At 73.1% G+C, this 17496-nt stretch carries 17 protein-coding genes; 4 read left to right on the top strand and 13 right to left on the bottom strand.

Features of this window, described 5'->3' with window-relative positions; all coding sequences use genetic code 11:
• Nucleotides 1-46: 46 nt before the first annotated feature.
• The 9 genes from FHD63_RS05050 to FHD63_RS05010 form a co-directional block, all read right to left on the bottom strand.
• Nucleotides 47-448: a cytochrome c oxidase subunit 4 gene (locus FHD63_RS05050; protein WP_139720656.1), complete on the bottom strand. Its 402-nt coding sequence runs from the start codon at nt 446-448 to the stop codon at nt 47-49.
• Nucleotides 448-2232, bottom strand: a complete 1785-nt coding sequence (ctaD, locus tag FHD63_RS05045) for an aa3-type cytochrome oxidase subunit I (protein WP_139720654.1) — start codon at nt 2230-2232, stop codon at nt 448-450. Before ctaD ends, FHD63_RS05050 begins: the two co-directional genes overlap by 1 nt.
• Nucleotides 2232-3083, bottom strand: coding sequence for an aa3-type cytochrome oxidase subunit II (gene ctaC / locus FHD63_RS05040; protein WP_238705772.1), 852 nt, complete (start codon nt 3081-3083; stop codon nt 2232-2234). Before ctaC ends, ctaD begins: the two co-directional genes overlap by 1 nt.
• A gap of 91 nt (nt 3084-3174) precedes the next feature.
• A complete protein-coding gene (gene aat / locus FHD63_RS05035) occupies nt 3175-3885 on the bottom strand; it encodes a leucyl/phenylalanyl-tRNA--protein transferase (RefSeq protein WP_139720650.1) in 711 nt (236 codons plus the stop codon).
• A gap of 13 nt (nt 3886-3898) precedes the next feature.
• Entirely contained in the window at nt 3899-4249 is a 351-nt protein-coding gene (locus FHD63_RS05030) for a HesB/IscA family protein (RefSeq protein WP_139720648.1), read from the bottom strand.
• A gap of 85 nt (nt 4250-4334) precedes the next feature.
• Nucleotides 4335-5438 (bottom strand): glycerate kinase, encoded by a 1104-nt coding sequence (locus FHD63_RS05025; RefSeq protein WP_139720646.1) that lies wholly within the window; start codon nt 5436-5438, stop codon nt 4335-4337.
• 25 nt (nt 5439-5463) lie between these two features.
• Nucleotides 5464-6603, bottom strand: a complete 1140-nt coding sequence (gene trpS, locus FHD63_RS05020; protein ID WP_139720644.1) for a tryptophan--tRNA ligase — start codon at nt 6601-6603, stop codon at nt 5464-5466.
• 53 nt (nt 6604-6656) lie between these two features.
• On the bottom strand, nt 6657-7625 hold the full coding sequence (locus tag FHD63_RS05015; RefSeq protein WP_238705827.1) for a glutathione S-transferase family protein: 969 nt from the start codon (nt 7623-7625) through the stop codon (nt 6657-6659).
• A complete protein-coding gene (locus tag FHD63_RS05010; RefSeq protein ID WP_238705826.1) occupies nt 7615-8949 on the bottom strand; it encodes a dipeptidase in 1335 nt (444 codons plus the stop codon). The genes FHD63_RS05015 and FHD63_RS05010 overlap by 11 nt, the downstream gene beginning before the upstream one ends.
• A 132-nt stretch (nt 8950-9081) precedes the next feature.
• Here FHD63_RS05010 and FHD63_RS05005 point away from each other — a divergent pair, with 132 nt between their 5' ends.
• Nucleotides 9082-9675 carry a DUF3043 domain-containing protein gene (locus FHD63_RS05005; protein WP_139720640.1) on the top strand — a complete coding sequence of 198 codons (594 nt, stop codon included), beginning with the start codon at nt 9082-9084 and terminating at the stop codon, nt 9673-9675.
• 31 nt (nt 9676-9706) lie between these two features.
• Here FHD63_RS05005 and gcvT read toward each other — a convergent pair whose 3' ends face one another.
• Nucleotides 9707-10819 carry a glycine cleavage system aminomethyltransferase GcvT gene (gene gcvT / locus FHD63_RS05000; protein ID WP_139720638.1) on the bottom strand — a complete coding sequence of 371 codons (1113 nt, stop codon included), beginning with the start codon at nt 10817-10819 and terminating at the stop codon, nt 9707-9709.
• A 365-nt stretch (nt 10820-11184) separates the two neighbouring features.
• Here gcvT and FHD63_RS04995 point away from each other — a divergent pair, with 365 nt between their 5' ends.
• Entirely contained in the window at nt 11185-12420 is a 1236-nt protein-coding gene (locus tag FHD63_RS04995) for a leucyl aminopeptidase (RefSeq protein WP_238705824.1), read from the top strand.
• Nucleotides 12421-12492: 72 nt separating this feature from the next.
• On the opposite strand, the gene FHD63_RS15930 is transcribed toward FHD63_RS04995, so the two are convergent.
• Nucleotides 12493-12669 carry a DUF5302 domain-containing protein gene (locus tag FHD63_RS15930; RefSeq protein ID WP_158296707.1) on the bottom strand — a complete coding sequence of 59 codons (177 nt, stop codon included), beginning with the start codon at nt 12667-12669 and terminating at the stop codon, nt 12493-12495.
• A gap of 187 nt (nt 12670-12856) precedes the next feature.
• On the opposite strand from FHD63_RS15930, the gene sucB reads away from it, so the two are divergent.
• Nucleotides 12857-14839, top strand: a complete 1983-nt coding sequence (gene sucB / locus FHD63_RS04990; RefSeq protein ID WP_170215587.1) for a 2-oxoglutarate dehydrogenase, E2 component, dihydrolipoamide succinyltransferase — start codon at nt 12857-12859, stop codon at nt 14837-14839.
• 5 nt (nt 14840-14844) lie between these two features.
• On the top strand, nt 14845-15804 hold the full coding sequence (locus FHD63_RS04985; RefSeq protein WP_139720636.1) for a TIGR01777 family oxidoreductase: 960 nt from the start codon (nt 14845-14847) through the stop codon (nt 15802-15804).
• Here the strand turns inward: FHD63_RS04985 and FHD63_RS04980 are convergent.
• Both FHD63_RS04980 and FHD63_RS04975 read right to left on the bottom strand, forming a co-directional pair.
• Entirely contained in the window at nt 15746-16207 is a 462-nt protein-coding gene (locus tag FHD63_RS04980; protein WP_139720634.1) for a hypothetical protein, read from the bottom strand. The genes FHD63_RS04985 and FHD63_RS04980 overlap by 59 nt on opposite strands.
• Entirely contained in the window at nt 16183-17415 is a 1233-nt protein-coding gene (locus FHD63_RS04975) for a serine/threonine-protein kinase (RefSeq protein WP_139720632.1), read from the bottom strand. The genes FHD63_RS04980 and FHD63_RS04975 overlap by 25 nt, the downstream gene beginning before the upstream one ends.
• Nucleotides 17416-17496 lie beyond the last annotated feature (81 nt).

The following is a 17496-nucleotide window of genomic DNA, read 5'->3' as shown; positions in this document are numbered from 1 at the left end:
CGGCCACCGGCCGCCCGCTCCTGGCACGTGTGCCCCGTCGGGGCGTCTAGACCGCCTTGGCCCCGCGGAAGAACTCGAACGTCCAGCCGAGGATCGAGACCAGCAGGAACGGGACGGCGCAGATGAACAGCCACCACCCCACGGCGAGCCCCAGGGCCACGGCCGCGACCGACAGTCCCAGCCACAGCGGCCACCACGAGTACGGCGCGAAGTGGCCGTAGTCGCCGGAGAGGTCGGCGATCTCCCCCTGCAGGTCGTCCTCGGGCCGGGCGTCGGTCTTGCGGCCCGTCACCCAGAGGTAGAAGGAGATGAAGGCGGAGAAGAGCATCGTCAGCAGCAGCCCGAGGATGCCCACCCACTCCTTCGGGTCGGTGAACCAGGCGTAGAGCGCCGTCGCCAGGGCGAAGAACGGCACCAGCGCGCCGAAGACCTTGACCTCTGCCCGCATCAGCTGCGCTCCCTTCCGGTGTAGCCACCGGTCTCCGTGCCGTTCTGGCCGTCCGGGTCGGTGTCGGGTCCCCCGAGCAGCTGCTCGACGACACCCTTGTCGGGCTCCGTCGACTCCAGCGTGCCGATCTCCGGGTGGTGCAGGTCGAAGGCCGCGCGCTCGGACCGGATCCGCGGCAGCGACTCGAAGTTGTGCCTCGGGGGCGGGCAGGACGTCGCCCACTCCAGCGACATACCCCAGCCCCACGGGTCGTCGACCTCCACCTTGGGGGTCCGGAAGCTCTTCCAGACCGCGTAGAAGAACGGGAGCATGGAGGCGGCGAGCAGGAAGGAGGACACGGTCGACAGCTGGTTCATCCAGGTGAAGCCGTCCTCGGGCAGGTAGTCGGCGTAGCGCCGGGGCATGCCCTGCACCCCCAGCCAGTGCTGGATGAGGAAGGTGCCGTGGAAGCCCAGGAAGAGCATCCAGAAGTGGATCTTGCCCAGCCGCTCGTCCAGCATGTGGCCGGTGAACTTCGGCCACCAGAAGTAGTAGCCGGCGAACATCGCGAAGACCACGGTGCCGAAGACGACGTAGTGGAAGTGCGCCACCACGAAGTAGGTGTCCGAGACGTGGAAGTCCAGGGCGGGGCTGGCCAGGATGATGCCGGTGAGCCCGCCGAAGAGGAACGTGATGAGGAAGCCCACCGCCCACAGCATGGGCGTGTCCATCTTGATGGAGCCCTTCCACATGGTGCCGATCCAGTTGAAGAACTTCACGCCGGTCGGGACCGCGATGAGCATGGTCATGATGGTGAAGAACTCGAGCAGGATGGCGCCCGTGGCGTACATGTGGTGGGCCCAGACGGACACCGAGAGCGCGGCGATCGCCATCGTCGCCATCACCAGGGTCTTGTAGCCGAAGAGCGGCTTGCGGGAGAAGACCGGGATGACCTCGGAGATGATGCCGAAGAAGGGCAGCGCGATGATGTAGACCTCGGGGTGGCCGAAGAACCAGAAGAGGTGCTGCCAGAGCATGGCCCCACCGTGCTCGGGGTCGAAGATGTGCCAGCCGAAGAGGCGGTCGGTCGCCATCCCGAAGAAGGCGGCGGCCAGCACGGGGAAGGCCACGAGCACGAGGATCGAGGTGACCAGGATCGTCCAGGTGAAGATCGGCATCCGGAACATCGTCATGCCGGGGGCCCGCATGCACAGGATGGTCGTGATGAAGTTCACCGCGCCGAAGATCGTCGCGAAACCGCTCACCGCGAGCCCGATGACCCACAGGTCCCCGCCGAGGCCGGGGCTGTGCGTCGGCCCGGCCAGCGGCTGGTAGGCGAACCAGCCGAAGCTCGCCGCGCCACCGGGGGTGAGGAAGCCGCCGACCGCGATGAGGCTGCCGAACAGGAACATCCAGAAGGCCAGCATGTTGAGCCGGGGGAAGGCCACGTCGGGCGAGCCGATCTGCAGCGGCACGAGGGCGTTGGCGAAGCCGGCGAAGAGCGGGGTCGCGAACATCAGCAGCATGACCGTGCCGTGCATGGTGAACAGCTGGTTGTAGATCTCGGGGTTGTCCACCACCTGCAGCCCCGGCACGAACAGCTCGGCGCGGATGAGCAGCGCCATGAGCCCGCCGAGGATGAACCACACCATGGTGGCGACGAAGTAGAGGTTGCCGATGACCTTGTGGTCGGTGGTGGTGAGGACCCGCACCGCGTTGCGCACGAAGGAGCTGCGCTCGGACATCGGTGGCGTCGACGTGGTGGTGGGTGCACCGACCTGGGGGCGCTGGGTGGTGATGGCCATCAGTTGCTCACTCCCTCGGGCAGCTTGTCCTGCTGGTCGGGCTGCAGCTCGTACTGGTCCAGGTCCGGCCCCAGCTGACCGGTGTTGCCCGACTCCTCGAGACCGGCGATGAAGGCGTCGTACTCCTCCTGCGAGACCACGTCGACCTCGAAGAGCATCTCGGAGTGGTAGGCGCCGCAGAGCTCGGCGCACTTGCCGGCGAAGGTGCCCTCCTCGGTGGTGGTCACCTGGAAGATGTTGACCCGCCCCGGGACCATGTCGAGCTTCTGCAGGAAGTTGACGACCCAGAAGGAGTGGATGACGTCGCGCGAGGTCAGCACGAACTCGACGCGGCTGTCGACCGGGAGCACCAGCCGCGGGAGGGTCTCCGGCACGCCCGGCTGGCCTTCGTTGAGCTCGCGAGCCTGCTGGCCGGTGACGTAGACCTGCTCCTCGACGTAGTTGAAGTCCCAGCTCCACTTCTTGGCGGCCACGTTGACCACCACGTCGGGCTCCTGGTCGGTGTCCAGCATGGCGTTCTGCAGGTTGACCGTCTGCCCGAACATCGCGGCGACCATGAGGATCGGCACCACGGTGTAGAGGATCTCGAAGGGCACGTGGTAGCGGAACTGCACGGGGACCTCGTCCTCGCTGCGCCGCCGGTAGGCGAAGACCGCCCACAGGACGAGGAAGCAGACGAGTGCCCCGACCGCGAGGGCCGCGATCCAGGTGGCGTTCCAGAAGCCGACGACGTCGGCGCCGACCTCGGTCGCGGGCTCGGGCAGGTAGCCGCGGGTGACGGCCTCGCCGCACCCCGACAGCACCGCCACGCCCGCGCCGGCGGCCGCCAGGGCGACGGCCCGGCGCCTCACGGACCCGGACGGGACCCCTGCTCGTTCGGTCCGTGGCACAGATCCACCTCTTGATGCTGGGACGGTCGGCTTCACGCCAGACACTCTACCCTCACCGGGTGGTCACGGCTCCGCCACCGGGGGGTATGCCGCGCCACCGGCTCGGGAGGTCCTGCGGCACCCGCTCGCGCAGCAGACGCAGGTAGGTCCCGCGGTCCACCGCCCGGACCCCGAGGGAGCGGAGGTGGGGGGTCTGCCACTGGACGTCCAGCAGCCAGGGCTCACCGTCCTCGGACAGCACCGCGACCAGCTCGTGCAGGGCCGCCTTGGAGGCGTCGGGGGCCCGGTGGAACATCGACTCGCCGGCGAAGAGGCGGCCGACCGCCAAGCCGTAGACACCGCCCACCAGCTCGTCCCCGCGCCATACCTCCACCGAGTGCGCCCACCCGAGCTCGTGCAGGGCACCGTAGGCCTCGGCGATCTGCGGGGTGATCCAGCCCCCGTCCCGACCGGGGTCGGCGCAGGCCTCCACGACGGCCCCGAACGCCTGGTCGACGGTCGCGCTCAGCCCCCGGGTCGAGCGGCGCGCGGAGCGGCTCAGGTGGAGGTCCCCGGGCAGCAGGACCCCGCGGGGGTCCGGTGACCACCAGCCGATGGGCGCGGCGCCGCCGTCGCCGAGTCCCATGGGGAACAGGCCGGCACGGTAGGCCGCCAGCACCGTCCCCGGCTCCAGGTCGGCGCCGATCCCGACCAGGTCCTCCCCCGGGAGCGCACCCTCGGTGGTCAGCTCCCAGGGGGTGGGCGGCGGTTCCTGCGGAACCATCCCGCCCCCGGCGTCAGCTGAAGCTGTCCCCGCAGGCGCAGGAGCTGCCGGCGTTGGGGTTGTCGATCGTGAAGCCCTGCTTCTCGATCGTGTCGGCGAAGTCGATCGACGCGCCGTCGAGGTAGGGGGCGCTCATCCGGTCCACGACGACCTCGACACCGTCGAAGTCGGCGACCAGGTCGCCGTCGAGGCTGCGCTCGTCGAAGTAGAGCTGGTAGATGAGCCCCGAGCAGCCGCCCGGCTGCACCCCGATCCGCAGGCGCAGGTCGTCGCGACCCTCCTGCTCGAGCAGGCTCTTGACCTTGCCCGCCGCGACATCGCTGAGCGTGACGCCGTGGCTCTTGGTGGTCTGGGTGTCGGTCATGCGCTGAGGGTCCTCTCGTGAGGGGAAGTCGTGAACGGGGAACGTCGCCCTGGGGCCTTCCTGTTCCCGTCCCCGCCAGGGTACGTCACCGGGGTCCGGGCGGCGTCCAGGTGCGGGCCACCCGCCCCGCCAGGTCGGAAAGGTCCTCCCCCGGGCGCAGGCCGTAGGACCCGCTCACCCCGAGCGACATCCCCTCCCGGCGCCCGACGGCCACCTCGCCGGCCAGGACGACCGTGGGTGCCGCCACCTCGGAGGCCGCGCGGGCGGTGTCGGGGACCACGCCCGTGTGGACGGTGGTGTAGTCGTAGGTCGCGGTGACGAGCACCACCAGCGCCCCGGCCAGCCGGGCGCCGACCCCGAGCTCCTCGAGCAGCAGACGGGGACCCGTGTCGGTGCGGGCACCGAGCAGCTGGAGGGCGTACCCGATCCCCCCGCCCACCCCCGACCCCGGTGACCGCTCCGGACGACGGGGCAGCCCGGTCAGCAGGTCCCGGGGCGGCGGCAGCAGCGCGTTGACGCGGTCGGTGAGCATCCCCAGCTCGGTCTCCAGCCGCTGGGTCACCGCGGGGGCCACCCCCAGCTCGCCCAGCGAGGCGCTCGCCCCGTGGAAGCCCAGCAGCGACGCCTCGGTGGTCGTGGCGAGCACCAGCGCGACGTCGGCCCACCGCTCACGGACCGCGGCCAGGTGCTCGAGCTCGGCGCCGGCCCCGAGCTCGGTGAGCAGTCCGCGACCGCCGTCGTGCGCGGCCGCCGGACCGGCGCCCACGACGACGCGGCCGACCCCGAGGGCCCGGGCGCGGTCGAGCAGCACGCCGACCCCGGCGCTGGTGAGGCCGACCGGGTCCGCCAGCCGGTCGTCGTCCACCAGGTGGCGTCCCACCACCTGGGCGGTGTCGAGGTATGCCGTGGCCTCCCGCCCCTCGCCGACGACGACGACCGCGGCCGGGACCTCGCGTCCGGCCGGGTCGGGGACGAGGACGGGGTGGGTCGTCGTGGGGGCGCCCGAGGCGGCGGCGCGCTCGGCCACGACCGCGGCGAAGCCGGCTCCCCCGTCGTGCAGCAGGTGCGCCTCGACCCGCGCGTGCGGGGCTCCCCGGCGCCAGCCCCCCGCCACGGCCTCTTCCGTGCCGGGCGGCAGCCGGTCGCCGGAACGGTCGACGACGACGACCACGCGTGGCGTGCTGACCATCAGGGGCCCTCGTCCGCGCGGCGGATCAGGAGTAGACCATCTGCATGGCCTCGCGCACCTCGGCCAACGTCGCCTCGGCGACCTCGTGCGCGTGCGCGTTGCCGGCGGCGAGCACGCGCCGCAGCTCGGCCGGGTCCGCCTCCAGCTCGGCCCTGCGCGCCCGCAGCGGCGCGAGGTGCTCGTTGACGGCCTCGGTGACCACCCGCTTGAGGGCGCCCGACCCGCCGTCCCCGATCTCCTCGGCGACGGCGTGCGGGTCGCGACCGGTCGTCAGCGAGGCGAGCAGGACGAGGTTGGACACCTCGGGCCGCCCGACCGGGTCGTAGGTGATGTGCCGGTGGGGGTCGGTCACGGCCTTCTTGACGGCCCGCGCGGTGTCGTCGGCGCTCATCCGCAGCTCGATGACGTTGCCCCGGGACTTGCTCATCTTCTGCCCGTCGGTGCCCAGCAGGTTCGGCACCTCCGACAGCAGCGCGTCGGGGGCGGGGAACACCGGCGCCGAGCCGTCCCCGGCCCGGCCGTAGCGCTCGTCGAAGCGGCGGGCCACCACCCGGGTCTGCTCCACGTGCGGGAGCTGGTCCTTGCCGACCGGCACGACGTTGGCCTTGCAGAAGAGGATGTCGGCGGCCTGGTGCACGGGGTAGGTGAGCATGAGCCCGGTCATGGGCCGACCCCCCGTCGCCTCCTGCTCGGCCTTGACGGTCGGGTTGCGCCGCAGCTCGGCATCGGTGACCAGCGACAGGAACGGCAGCAGCAGCTGGTTGAGGGCCGGCACCTGGGAGTGCGCGAAGATCGTGGTGCGCGCCGGGTCGATGCCGACCGCCAGGTAGTCGGTGAGCAGGGAGAAGACCCGCTCCTGGATCGAGTCGACGCTGTCCCGGTCGGTGATGACCTGGTAGTCGGCGATGAGCACCCAGGTGTCCACGCCCTGGTCCTGCAGCGCGACCCGGTTGCGCAGGCTGCCGAAGTAGTGCCCGAGGTGCAGGTGGCCCGTGGGGCGGTCCCCGGTGAGCATGCGGTAGCGGGACGGGTGGTGCTCCAGGTCGGCCCAGATCTGCTCGCTCCGGGCCACGCTGCGGCGCAGGGAGGCCTCGGACGCGGAGTCCGACACCGCCTCGCTGCCGGGCTCGTCCTGCGGTCGGGTCGGCTGGGGCTCGGTGGTCACGACGAGTGATGGTAGCCACCGGGCCCCGGCCCGCCGAGCGGGTGGTCCCGCGCTCAGCCCAGCGCGTCCCTGCCGTGCGGCGTGGTCCAGCCGCTGGTGTCGGGGCCCAGCGGGACCACACCGGTCGGGTTGATGTCGCGGTGCGTGGCGTAGTAGTGCGCCTTGACGTGCTCCAGGTCGACGGTCGAGCCGAAGTCCCACGTCTGCCACAGGTCCCGGGCGTAGGCCCACAGGACCGGCATCTCCGTCAGCTTGTGCCGGTTGCACTTGAAGTGGCCGTGGTAGGCCGCGTCGAAGCGCACGAGCGTCGGCCACAGCCGCACGTCGGCGAGGGTCAGCTGGTCGCCGACGAGGTACCGCTGGTTCGACAGCCGCTCGGAGAGCCAGTCCAGACGGGAGAAGAGCTGCTCGAAGGCCTCGTCGTAGGCCTCCTGGGAGCCGGCGAAGCCGCAGCGGTAGACCCCGTTGTTGACGTCGGCGTAGACGAGGTCGGAGACCTCCTCGATCTCGTCCCGCAGATGCTCGGGCCACAGGTCCGGGGCGTCGGGGGCCTGGTGGTCGCCCCACTCCGTGACGAGATCCTTGACCATCTGGTGGAAGTCGTTGGTCACCACCCGGCCGGTGGTGGTGTCGACGAAGGCGGGCACGGTGACGCCGGAGTCCGGGTAGCCCTCGGGACGGGCGTCGTAGGCGTCCTTGAGCTTGGGGATGCCGAGGACCGGGTCCACGCCGCCCGGGTCCAGGTCGAAGGTCCAGGAGTCCTCGTCGTGCACCGGCCCCGCGACCGCCATGCTGATGACGTCCTGGAGCCCCAGCAGGTGACGGGTGAGGATCATCCGGTGGGCCCACGGGCAGGCCCGGGAGACCGCCAACCGGTAGCGGCCGGGCTCCACCGGGAAGCCGTCACGCCCGTCGCGGGTGATCCGCTCGGGGATGTAGTGGCTCTTGCGTTCGAAGCTCCCCTCGGAGCTCACGTAGCCGGAGGAACCCTCGGACCGGGTAGTTGAATCTTCACTCATCATGGCTCCCATGATGCCCTGCCTCCGCCAGGCGGTCCAGCAGGAGCGCCTCGGCCAGGCATACCCGCTCGAACTCCCCCAGGTGCAGGCTCTCGTTGGCCGCGTGCGCCCGGGTGTCCGGGTCCTCCACCCCGGTGACCAGGATGGCCGCCCCCGGGAAGCGCTCGGCGAAGGCCGCGACGAAGGGGATCGAGCCCCCCACCCCGATGTCCACCGGGTCGACGCCGTCCCAGGCGTCGCGGAAGGCCGCCCGCGCGGCGTCGTAGACCGGACCCTGCGCGTCGGCGGCGAAACCCCGGCCGTCGTCGACCACGGAGACCTGCACGTCGCAGCCCCACGGCGCGTGCTCCCGCAGGTGCCGGGTGAGCGCCTCCGCGGCCACCGCGGGGTCCTCCTCGGGGTGCAGGCGCATGGACAGCTTGGCCCGCCCGACCGGGGTGAGCAGGTTCGCGGCGGTGTCGACCGCGGGTGCGTCGATCCCGATCACCGTCATCGAGGGCCGGGTCCACATCCGGGACAGCAGCGAGCCGGTGCCGATGGTCCGCACCCCCTCCGGCAGGCCGGCGTCCGCCCGCAGGTCGTCCTCGGAGAAGTCGAGGTCGGCCGCCTCCGACGTGCGCAGGCCCGGCACGGCCACGTCGCCGTCCTCGTCGTGCAGGGTGGCCAGCAGGCGGCACAGCGCGGTGAGCCCGTCGGGCACGACGCCGCCGTAGAGACCGCTGTGCAGGCCGTGCTCGAGGGCGCGCACCTCGACGACCACGCGGACCATGCCGCGCAGGGTCGTCGTGAGCGCGGGGACCCCGATCTTCCAGTTGTGCGAGTCGGCCAGCACAATGGCGTCGCACTCCAGGTCCGCCCCGTGCGCCTCCAGGATGCGGGGCAGCGAGTCCGAGCCGACCTCCTCCTCGCCCTCGACGAAGACCGTCACGCCCACGGGGGGCCGCCCGCCGTGGGCCCGCAGCGCGGCGACGTGGGCCATGATCCCCGCCTTGTCGTCGGCGACCCCACGGGCGTACAGCCGGTCACCCACCTGGGTGGGCGAGAACACCGGGGTGTCCCAGTCGGCGTCGTCGCCGGGAGGCTGCACGTCGTGGTGCGCGTAGAGCAGGACCGTCGGGGCACCGGGCGGCGCCGGGAGGTGACCGATGACGGCCGGCCGGCCGCCCTCGCGCACGACCCGCACCTCCAGACCCTCGGCCCGCAGCAGGTCCGCCGTGGCGGCCGCGCTGTCCTCGACGTGGCGCTGGTCGAAGGAGTCGAGCGAGACCGAGGGGATCCGGGTCAGGGCCTCCAGGTCCGAGCGCACCCCCGGCATGAGCTCGGCCATCCGGGCGGCGAGCTCACCGGTCCGGTGCTGCGTCCTCGGCGTCGTCGGTCGGTCGTCATCGGTGGGGGAAGTCACGCGGCCAGGGTAACGAGGAGAGCGGGGCCGCACCGGGGGACCAGTAGACTGCCTCCCGTGCTGTTCGGGAAGAAGTCGACCGAGGTGGCCCCGGAACCGGTGACCACCGCCCCGCCGACCGACCCGGCGCGGCCGGGCGGCAAGGGCCGCCCCACCCCGCGGCGGCGCGACGCGGAGGCCGCCAACCGCCGCCCGCTCGTCGTCGACCGGAAGGCGCAGACGACGGAGCAGAAGGCCAAGGTCCGCGCCGAGCGCGCGCGGGTCCGCGAGGCCATGCTGGACGGGCAGGAGAAGTACCTCCCCGCCCGGGACAAGGGCCCGGAGCGCCGCTACCTGCGCGACGCCGTCGACACCCGCTGGAACGTCGGCGAGATCCTGCTCCCGGCGATGATCCTCGTCCTCGCCATCTCGCTGCTGCCCTTCGACTGGGCCCGTGGCGGCACCTTCCTCGTGGCCTACGCCCTCATGGTCTTCGGCATCGTCGACTGCTGGCTGCTGTGGCGCCGCACCAAGAAGAGCTTCACCACCACCTTCGGGCACGAGCCCGGGCGCGGCTCGGCGTGGTACGTCGTGCTCCGCGCCTTCCAGATGCGCCGCAGCCGCATCCCCCGGCCGGCGGTCCCGCGCGGCGCCGAGCTCCACCGGCGCTGACCGCCGGGGCGCGCGGTCCACGCCCCCCGCGTCAGTCGGCCGCGCCGCCCGAGACGAAGGGCGGCCGGGTGACCTCGACCGGGACCTCGCGGCCCCGGACGTCGACCACCAGCGCGTCCCCCTGCTGCACCCCGCGGTCCAGGAGCGCGAGCGCGACCCCCTGCCGGCGGGTGGGGCTGAAGGTGCCGGAGGTGACCGTCCCCACCTCGTGGCCTTCGCTGTCCAGCACCTGGCAGCCGGCCCGGGGGATCCCCCGCCCCGTGACCACGAGGCCACCGGACAGCCGCGACTGCTTCGCCTCCTTCTGGGCGACCAGGGTCTCCCGGCCCCAGAACTGCGGCTTGCTCCAGCCGACCGCCCAGCCGGTGCGCGCCATGACCGGGGTGATCTGCGGCGACAGCTCGTTGCCGTGCAGGGCGTACCCCATCTCGGTGCGCAGGGTGTCACGAGCCCCCAGACCGCAGGCCAACCCGTCCAGCGGCTCCATGGCGGCGACCAGCGCGTCCCACAGCGCCGGGGCGTGGGCGACGTCGCACACCAGCTCGTACCCGCGCTCGCCGGTGTAGCCCGTGCGGCACACCGTCACCGGCGCCTGCTGCCACTGCGCCTCGACGAAGCTCATGTAGTCGTGGCCCGTCGGCAGACCCACGGCGGTCATCACCTCGTCGACGCGCGGCCCCTGCAGCGCCAGGATCGCGTAGTCCACGTGCTGGTCCTGCACCACGACCCCGTCCGGCCGGTGGGGCGCCTCGGTCAGCATCTGCACCACGGCAGCGGTGTTGGCGGCGTTGGGGATGAGGAAGACCTCGTCGTCGGAGCGCAGGTAGGCGATCATGTCGTCGACGACCCCACCGTCCTCGGCGCAGCACATGGTGTACTGCGCCTGGCCCGGCCGGATGCGGCCGAGGTCGTTGGTGAGGCAGCGGTTGAGGAAGTCCTTGGCACCGGGTCCGGCCACGAGGGCGTTGCCGAGGTGCGAGACGTCGAAGAGGCCCACGCGCTCGCGCACGGCCGTGTGCTCGGCCACGACGCCGCCGCCCGGGTACTCGATGGGCATCGACCAGCCGCCGAAGTCGGCCATCTTCGCGCCCAGCGCGACGTGCTTCTCGTGCAGGGGGGACGTCTTCGTCGCGGAGTCGCTCATGGGCAGCCACCCTAGTGGCTGCCTGCGTGTCCTAGTCTCGGTGCCGGACGACGCTCCTCCCGACGACGACAAGGACGCCTCATGGCTGTACGCACGCCCGTGACCTTCACCGACGACGACCCCACCACGGCCGGTGCCGACGCGCTCGTGGTGGGCGCGTCCAAGCAGGACGGCGCCGTGGCCGTGCTGCCCGGATCGGGACTGGGCGAGGAGGCGACCGGGGCGATCGACGAGGCGCTCGCGGCCCTCGGCGCCGAGGCGGGCACCGACGAGATCACCCGCTTGACGGGCGTCGCGGGCGTACGGGCCCCGCTGGTCGTCGTCGTGGGCGTCACGAGCCGCGGTCCGGCCCCGCCACCGAGCAGCTGCGCCGGGCCGCCGGTGCCGCGGCCCGGGCCCTCGCCGGCCGGTCGTCCGCGGTCTTCGCCCTCGGCCAGCAGGGACGGTCCGAGGCGGTCGCCGTCGCCGAGGGGGTCGCGCTGGGCGCCTACACCTACGCCGACCAGCACGGCGTCGGCAAGGCCGGCAGCGCCAAGGCCGGGCTCGCCCGGGCCTCGGTGACCGGTCTGGGCGGGGAGGAGGCCACGGCCGCCCAGGCCGAGGTCGAGGCGCTGGTGGGGGGCGTCTGCTACGCCCGCGACCTCGTCAACACCCCGCCGAACCTGCTGTTCCCGGAGAGCTTCGCGGACGACGTCGTGTCCCGGGCCGCGCAGGCCGGGGTCGAGGTCGAGGTGTGGGACCCGGAACGGCTGGGCGAGGAGGGCTGCGGCGGCATCATCGGGGTCGGGCAGGGGTCGGCACGAGGCCCCCGTCTGGTCACCCTGCGCTACACCCCGGCGGGGGCGTCCAAGCACCTGGCGCTCGTGGGCAAGGGCATCACCTTCGACTCCGGCGGGCTGTGCCTCAAGCCGGGGGCCTCCATGGTCACCATGAAGATGGACATGGGCGGGGCGGCGGCCTGCGCCGCGGCGACCCTCGCCATCGCCGAGCTCGGCCTGCCGGTGCAGGTGACGGCATACCTCTGCCTCGCCGAGAACATGACTGGCGACCTGGCGCAGCGTCCGGGGGACGTCGTCACCATGCGGGGCGGCCGCACCGTCGAGATCATCAACACCGACGCGGAGGGCCGGCTGGTCATGGCGGACGGGCTCGCCCTGGCCACGGAGCAGCAGCCCGATGCCATCGTGGACGTCGCCACCCTCACCGGTGCCTGCATCGTCGCGCTGGGCGAGCGCACGATGGGGGTCATGGGCAACGACGACGAGCTGCGGGACACCCTGGTGCGGCTCGGGACCGAGTCGGGCGACACCGCGTGGGCGCTGCCCATGCCCGAGGAGATCCGGCCCACCCTCGACAGCCCGGTCGCCGACCTCAAGCACACCGGCGAGCGCTCGGCGGGGGCCATGGTCGCGGCCACCTTCCTGCAGGAGTTCGTCGGGACCCGGGGCGAGGGCGAGCAGGCCCGGCCGATCCCGTGGGCGCACCTCGACATCGCCGGCCCGGCGTTCAACGAGAAGTCCGCCTGGGGCTACCACCCCAAGGGCGGGACCGGTGCCGGGGTCCGACCGCTGGTGGCGCTGGCCCGCTCGCTCGCGGGCTGACCCACCCCGCTCCGGGACGCACGAGGGGCACCACCGCGTGGCGGTGGTGCCCCTCGCTCCGTCGCTCGGACGTCAGCCGCTCTTGCGGCGGAACATCTGCTGGGCACCCGAGGTCTTGGCGCCGCGCTCCTGCGCGACCTTGCCGTGCTCCGAGTGGTCCGCGACGTCCGTGCCGCCGTGAGCCTGCTTGCGGGCCAGCGCCTCACGGAACTTGGCCTTGACGTCCTCCGTGACCGGATCATTGCTCATCGGGCCACCTCCTCACTGTCGCCGGACATGACGGGCTCACCCTGACACGCGCGAGGATCGGCCGCCACCGCATTTACGGCAGGTGGCAGGATGGCGCACGGACCGGCCTCCCTGGGTGGCACCACGCCTGACCCAGCGGCAGCATCACCCGTAGACTGCAGGCCCCGGACGAGGAGAGAGTCAACACATGTCGGAACGTGTATCGATGCCCGCCCTCGGTGAGTCCGTCACCGAGGGGACCATCACCCGCTGGCTGAAGAGCGTCGGCGACGCGGTCGAGGTCGACGAGCCGCTGCTCGAGGTCTCGACCGACAAGGTCGACACCGAGATCCCCTCTCCCGTCGCCGGTGTGCTCCAGGAGATCCTCGCCGAGGAGGACGACACCGTCGAGGTGGGTGCCGACCTGTGCGTGGTGGGTGACGACGAGGCCTCCGACGGGGACTCGGGCGGGTCCTCCGACGCCGACGCCGACGACTCCTCCGGGCAGGACGAGCAGGAGGAGGACCCGTCCACCGACGACGGCTCCTCCGACGACGACGAGCAGCAGCAGGACACGTCCGACGAGGACTCCTCCGGCGGCGGCTCCGCGGACTCCGGCTCCTCCGGCGGCAGCTCCTCCGGTGGTGGCGGCTCCTCGGGCGGGGAGACGGTCACGATGCCGGCGCTGGGTGAGTCGGTGACCGAGGGCACGGTCACCCGCTGGCTGAAGTCCGAGGGTGACTCCGTCGAGGTCGACGAGCCGCTGCTCGAGGTCTCCACCGACAAGGTCGACACCGAGATCCCCTCCCCCGTCGCCGGTGTCCTCACCTCCATCCTCGCCGCCGAGGACCAGACGGTCGAGGTCGGTGGCGAGCTCGCGGTGATCGGCGGTGAGTCCTCCGGCGACTCCGGCGGCTCCCAGGACCAGCAGGACGACTCCTCCGAGCAGGACGCCCAGCCCGAGCCCGAGCAGGACTCCGCGGACGACAAGGACGAGGACGGCTCCGGTGACGCCCAGGAGGGCGGCTCCTCCGACGACGACCTCGCCGCGGAGTCGGACAAGCACGAGCAGGCGGCCGAGGAGTCGGCGGAGAAGTCCGGCACCTCGGAGGCGGACGACTCCGGCGTCGCCACCGGCGTGGGCACGACCTCGACCGAGAACGGCACGTCGTCGCACAAGGACGCCGACGGCGACGGCACCCCCGACGCGCAGCAGAAGACGGGGTCGGGCGAGGCCCCGTCGCAGGACGTCAGCGCCTACGTCACCCCGCTGGTGCGCAAGCTGGCCGCGCAGCACGGTGTGGACCTGGCCTCGCTGAGCGGCACCGGTGTCGGTGGTCGCGTCCGCAAGCAGGACGTGCTGGACGCGGCGGAGGCCAAGAAGAAGGAGAGCGAGCAGCCCCCGGCCGAGCAGGCGCCCGCGGAGCAGCCCGCCGAGAAGAGCACCCCCTCCGGCGGGGGTGGCGCGCCCGGTGCGGGCGAGGCCAAGCGCGGCACCACCGAGAAGATGTCGCGCCTGCGCAAGGTCATCGCGACCCGCATGGTCGAGTCGCTGCAGACCAGCGCCCAGCTCACCACGGTCGTGGAGGTCGACGTCACCAAGATCTCGCGGCTGCGCAAGCGGGCCAAGGACGAGTTCCTCAAGCGCGAGGGCACCAAGCTGTCCTTCATGCCCTTCTTCGCCATGGCGGCCATCGAGGCGCTCAAGGAGCACCCGATCGTCAACGCGAGCGTCGAGGACGACTCCATCGTCTACCACGCGTCCGAGCACCTGGGCATCGCCGTGGACACCCCGCGCGGCCTGCTGGTCCCCGTGATCAAGGACGCCGGCGACCTCAACATCGCCGGGCTCGCCCGCAAGATCGCCGACCTGGCCGAGCGCACGCGCGACAACAAGGTCGGCCCGGACGAGCTGTCCGGCGGCACCTTCACGCTGACCAACACCGGGTCCCGCGGGGCGCTGTTCGACACGCCGATCATCAACCAGCCCAACGTCGGCATCCTCGGGACCGGTGCGGTGGTCAAGCGCCCGGTCGTGGTCGTGGACGAGGACGGGATGGAGACCATCGCGATCCGCGACATGGTCTACCTCGCGATCAGCTACGACCACCGCGTCGTGGACGGCGCGGACGCCGCCCGCTTCCTCGCGACGATGAAGGAACGGCTGCAGGACGGCAAGTTCGAGGTCTGAGCGACGTGACCGACCCTGCCATCCCGTCCGGCCCGCGACTGGTCGCGATCACCGGTGCCAGCGGGCTCATCGGGTCACGGCTGAGCGAGGTGCTGCGTGGTCGCGGCGACCGGGTGCTCCACCTGGTGCGCCGTGACCCGGCGCCGGGGCACGAGCTGCCGGACGGGGTGCAGGAGGCCCGCTGGTCACCCGGGGACCGGCTGGACCCCCGGGTCCTCGAGGGTGTCGACGGCGTCGTTCACCTGGCCGGTGCAGGCATCGGGGACCAGCGGTGGACCGCGGAGCGCAAGGCCGTCCTGGTCTCCTCCCGCGTCGACGGCACCGCGACCCTCTCCCGCGCCCTCGCGGGGGTCGCCGCGGGCGACGGGCGCTCGCCCCGCCTCGTCTCGGGCTCGGCGGTGGGCTTCTACGGCGACCGTGGCGACGAGGTGCTCACCGAGGACAGCCCCGCCGGTGAGGGCTTCCTCGCCCGGCTGGTCCAGGACTGGGAGGCCGCCACGGCGCCCGCCGAGGAGGCGGGGGTGCCGGTGGCGCACGCGCGCACGGGGATCGTCCTGTCCCCCGACGGCGGTGCGCTGGGCCGGCTGCTGCCGCTGGTCCGGCTCGGGCTGGCCGGCCCGTTGGCGGGCGGCGACGCGTGGTGGCCCTGGATCACGCTGCACGACCAGGTGCGCGCGCTCGTCCACCTCCTGGACCGCGCCGACGTCACCGGCCCGGTCAACCTCGGTGCCCCGTCACCGGCCACGCAGCAGCAGGTGACCCGCGCCCTGGCCCGGGAGCTGCACCGCCCGGCCGTCGTGCCCGCCCCCGGGTGGGCCCTGCGGCTCGTGCTGGGCGAGATGTCGCAGGAGATCCTGGCGTCGACCCGCGCCGTGCCCCAGGTGCTCGAGCGCTCCGGCTTCGAGTTCACGCACCCGGACCGGGAGAGGGCGGCCCGGTGGGTGGTCGAGGAGCTGCGGGCCTGAGCGGCTCCCAGCGCTCCACCAGCCACGACCGGTCGTGCACCGACAGCACCATCCGCACCCGGTCGACACCCTCCGGGGCGGCGTGCACCAGCTCCGCGCCACGCCATACCTCCAGGGCCGGGCGACGCACGGTGGCGTCGACGACCATCCGGGTGGGGTCCCGCTCCTCGACGACCGCCTCCGTCACCTCGAAGCCCACCGAGGGGTAGCGCAGGCCCTGCTCGGCCGCATCCTGGAGGAGGGAGCGTTCGTGCGTGTCCGCCGCGGACCCCGGCGCGGTGACCTCCCGGAGCCGCTGCGGGTCCCCCTCCTCCCAGGCGGCGGACCGGTGGTCGAGCAGCCCCTGCACGAGACCGAGGACCGGACCGCCCGACCCCGTCACGGTCCGCGGCGCCGCGTCCACGGCCACCGGAGCCGGGGCGGCGGCGTCGGCTCCGGCCCGGACGACGTCGCCCCCGCGACCCGGGCCGGGGCGGGCACGGGTCCGGCCACCCCGGGGGTCGCAGATCGACCGTGCAGCAGGACCACCAGCGCGACACCGACCACGGCCAGCACGAGGCCGAGCACGAGCGCGACCTGCCGGGCCCGCGCCTCGCCCCCGTCGCCGGGCGCCCGGTGGGCACCGTTGCGCCGGGCCCCGCCCACCGGCCGCGCGGACCCGCCCCCCTCCACCGGGTCGGCTGCCCGGCCGCGCCCGAGCCCTCGCCGCCACCACCTCCGGCTCGCGACCGGCCGCCCCGCCCGGCCCTCGGTGTCCGCGAGCGCCACCTGGCGCAACCGCTCGGTCAGGCCGGTCGCGGGGTCCGCGTCCGGGGCCACCTCCACCGGTTCGGGGTCGACGATCCCCAGCAGGGCGGTGGCCACGTCGTCGGCCGCGGGTCGGTCCTCCGGCTGCGGGGCCATGCAGCCCTGCACGAGCTCGACCAGCGCGGGCGGCAGGGCGGGCGCGAGGTCGCCGAGGACCGGCCGGTCGAAACCCGGCCCCGGGCGCTCGCCCACCAGGCACAGCCACGCCACCGCCCCCACCTGGTAGACGTCGGACTCGGCCGTGGCCGCGAAGCCCTCGAGCACCTCGGGCGCCACCATCCCGTCCTGGGCGGCGGTGCCCCAGCCGCGCAGACCCTGCTCCCCCGCCACCCGGGCCGTCCCCAGGTCTCCCAGCAGCGGCATGCCGTCGCTGCGGAAGAGCAGGTTGCCCGGTGAGACGTCGCCGTGCACCACCCCCGCGCGGTGCAGGGTGCCCAGGGCGGCGGAGACCGGGTGCAGCACGGTCACCAGCTCCCCTGGTGACAGCAGCCGCCGGCGGCGGAGCACCTGGGCCAGGGAGCCCCCCGCCGCGAGCTGGGTGACGATGGCCACGGTCGGGTCCCCGGGGTCCCCGAGCGGGAGCACGTCGTAGAGGTGCAGGACGTGCTGGTGGCGCAGACCGGCCAGGAGCCCCGCCTCGGCCAGGACGGCGGTCAGGGCCGCCGCGTCGCCGGCGCCCGGACGGACGAGCTTGACCGCCACCGCGAGCCCGTCCGCCCGGCGGCACGCGCGCCACACCCGACCGCTCCCGCCGTCCCCCAGCGGGTCGAGCAGGTCGTATCCGGGGACCGTCGGGGTCGTCATGACGACAGCGTGCCCGCTCACCCGGGAGGCGTGCAGGAGTTGTCCACAGGCACCCTGGGGCCAGGGTCTACAGTGCTGGGT

It is taken from the genome of Serinicoccus chungangensis (assembly GCF_006337125.1).
Classification (GTDB): domain Bacteria; phylum Actinomycetota; class Actinomycetes; order Actinomycetales; family Dermatophilaceae; genus Ornithinicoccus; species Ornithinicoccus chungangensis.
Note: the sequence above shows the minus strand (reverse complement) of the source record. Positions and strands in the feature narration are given on the sequence as shown.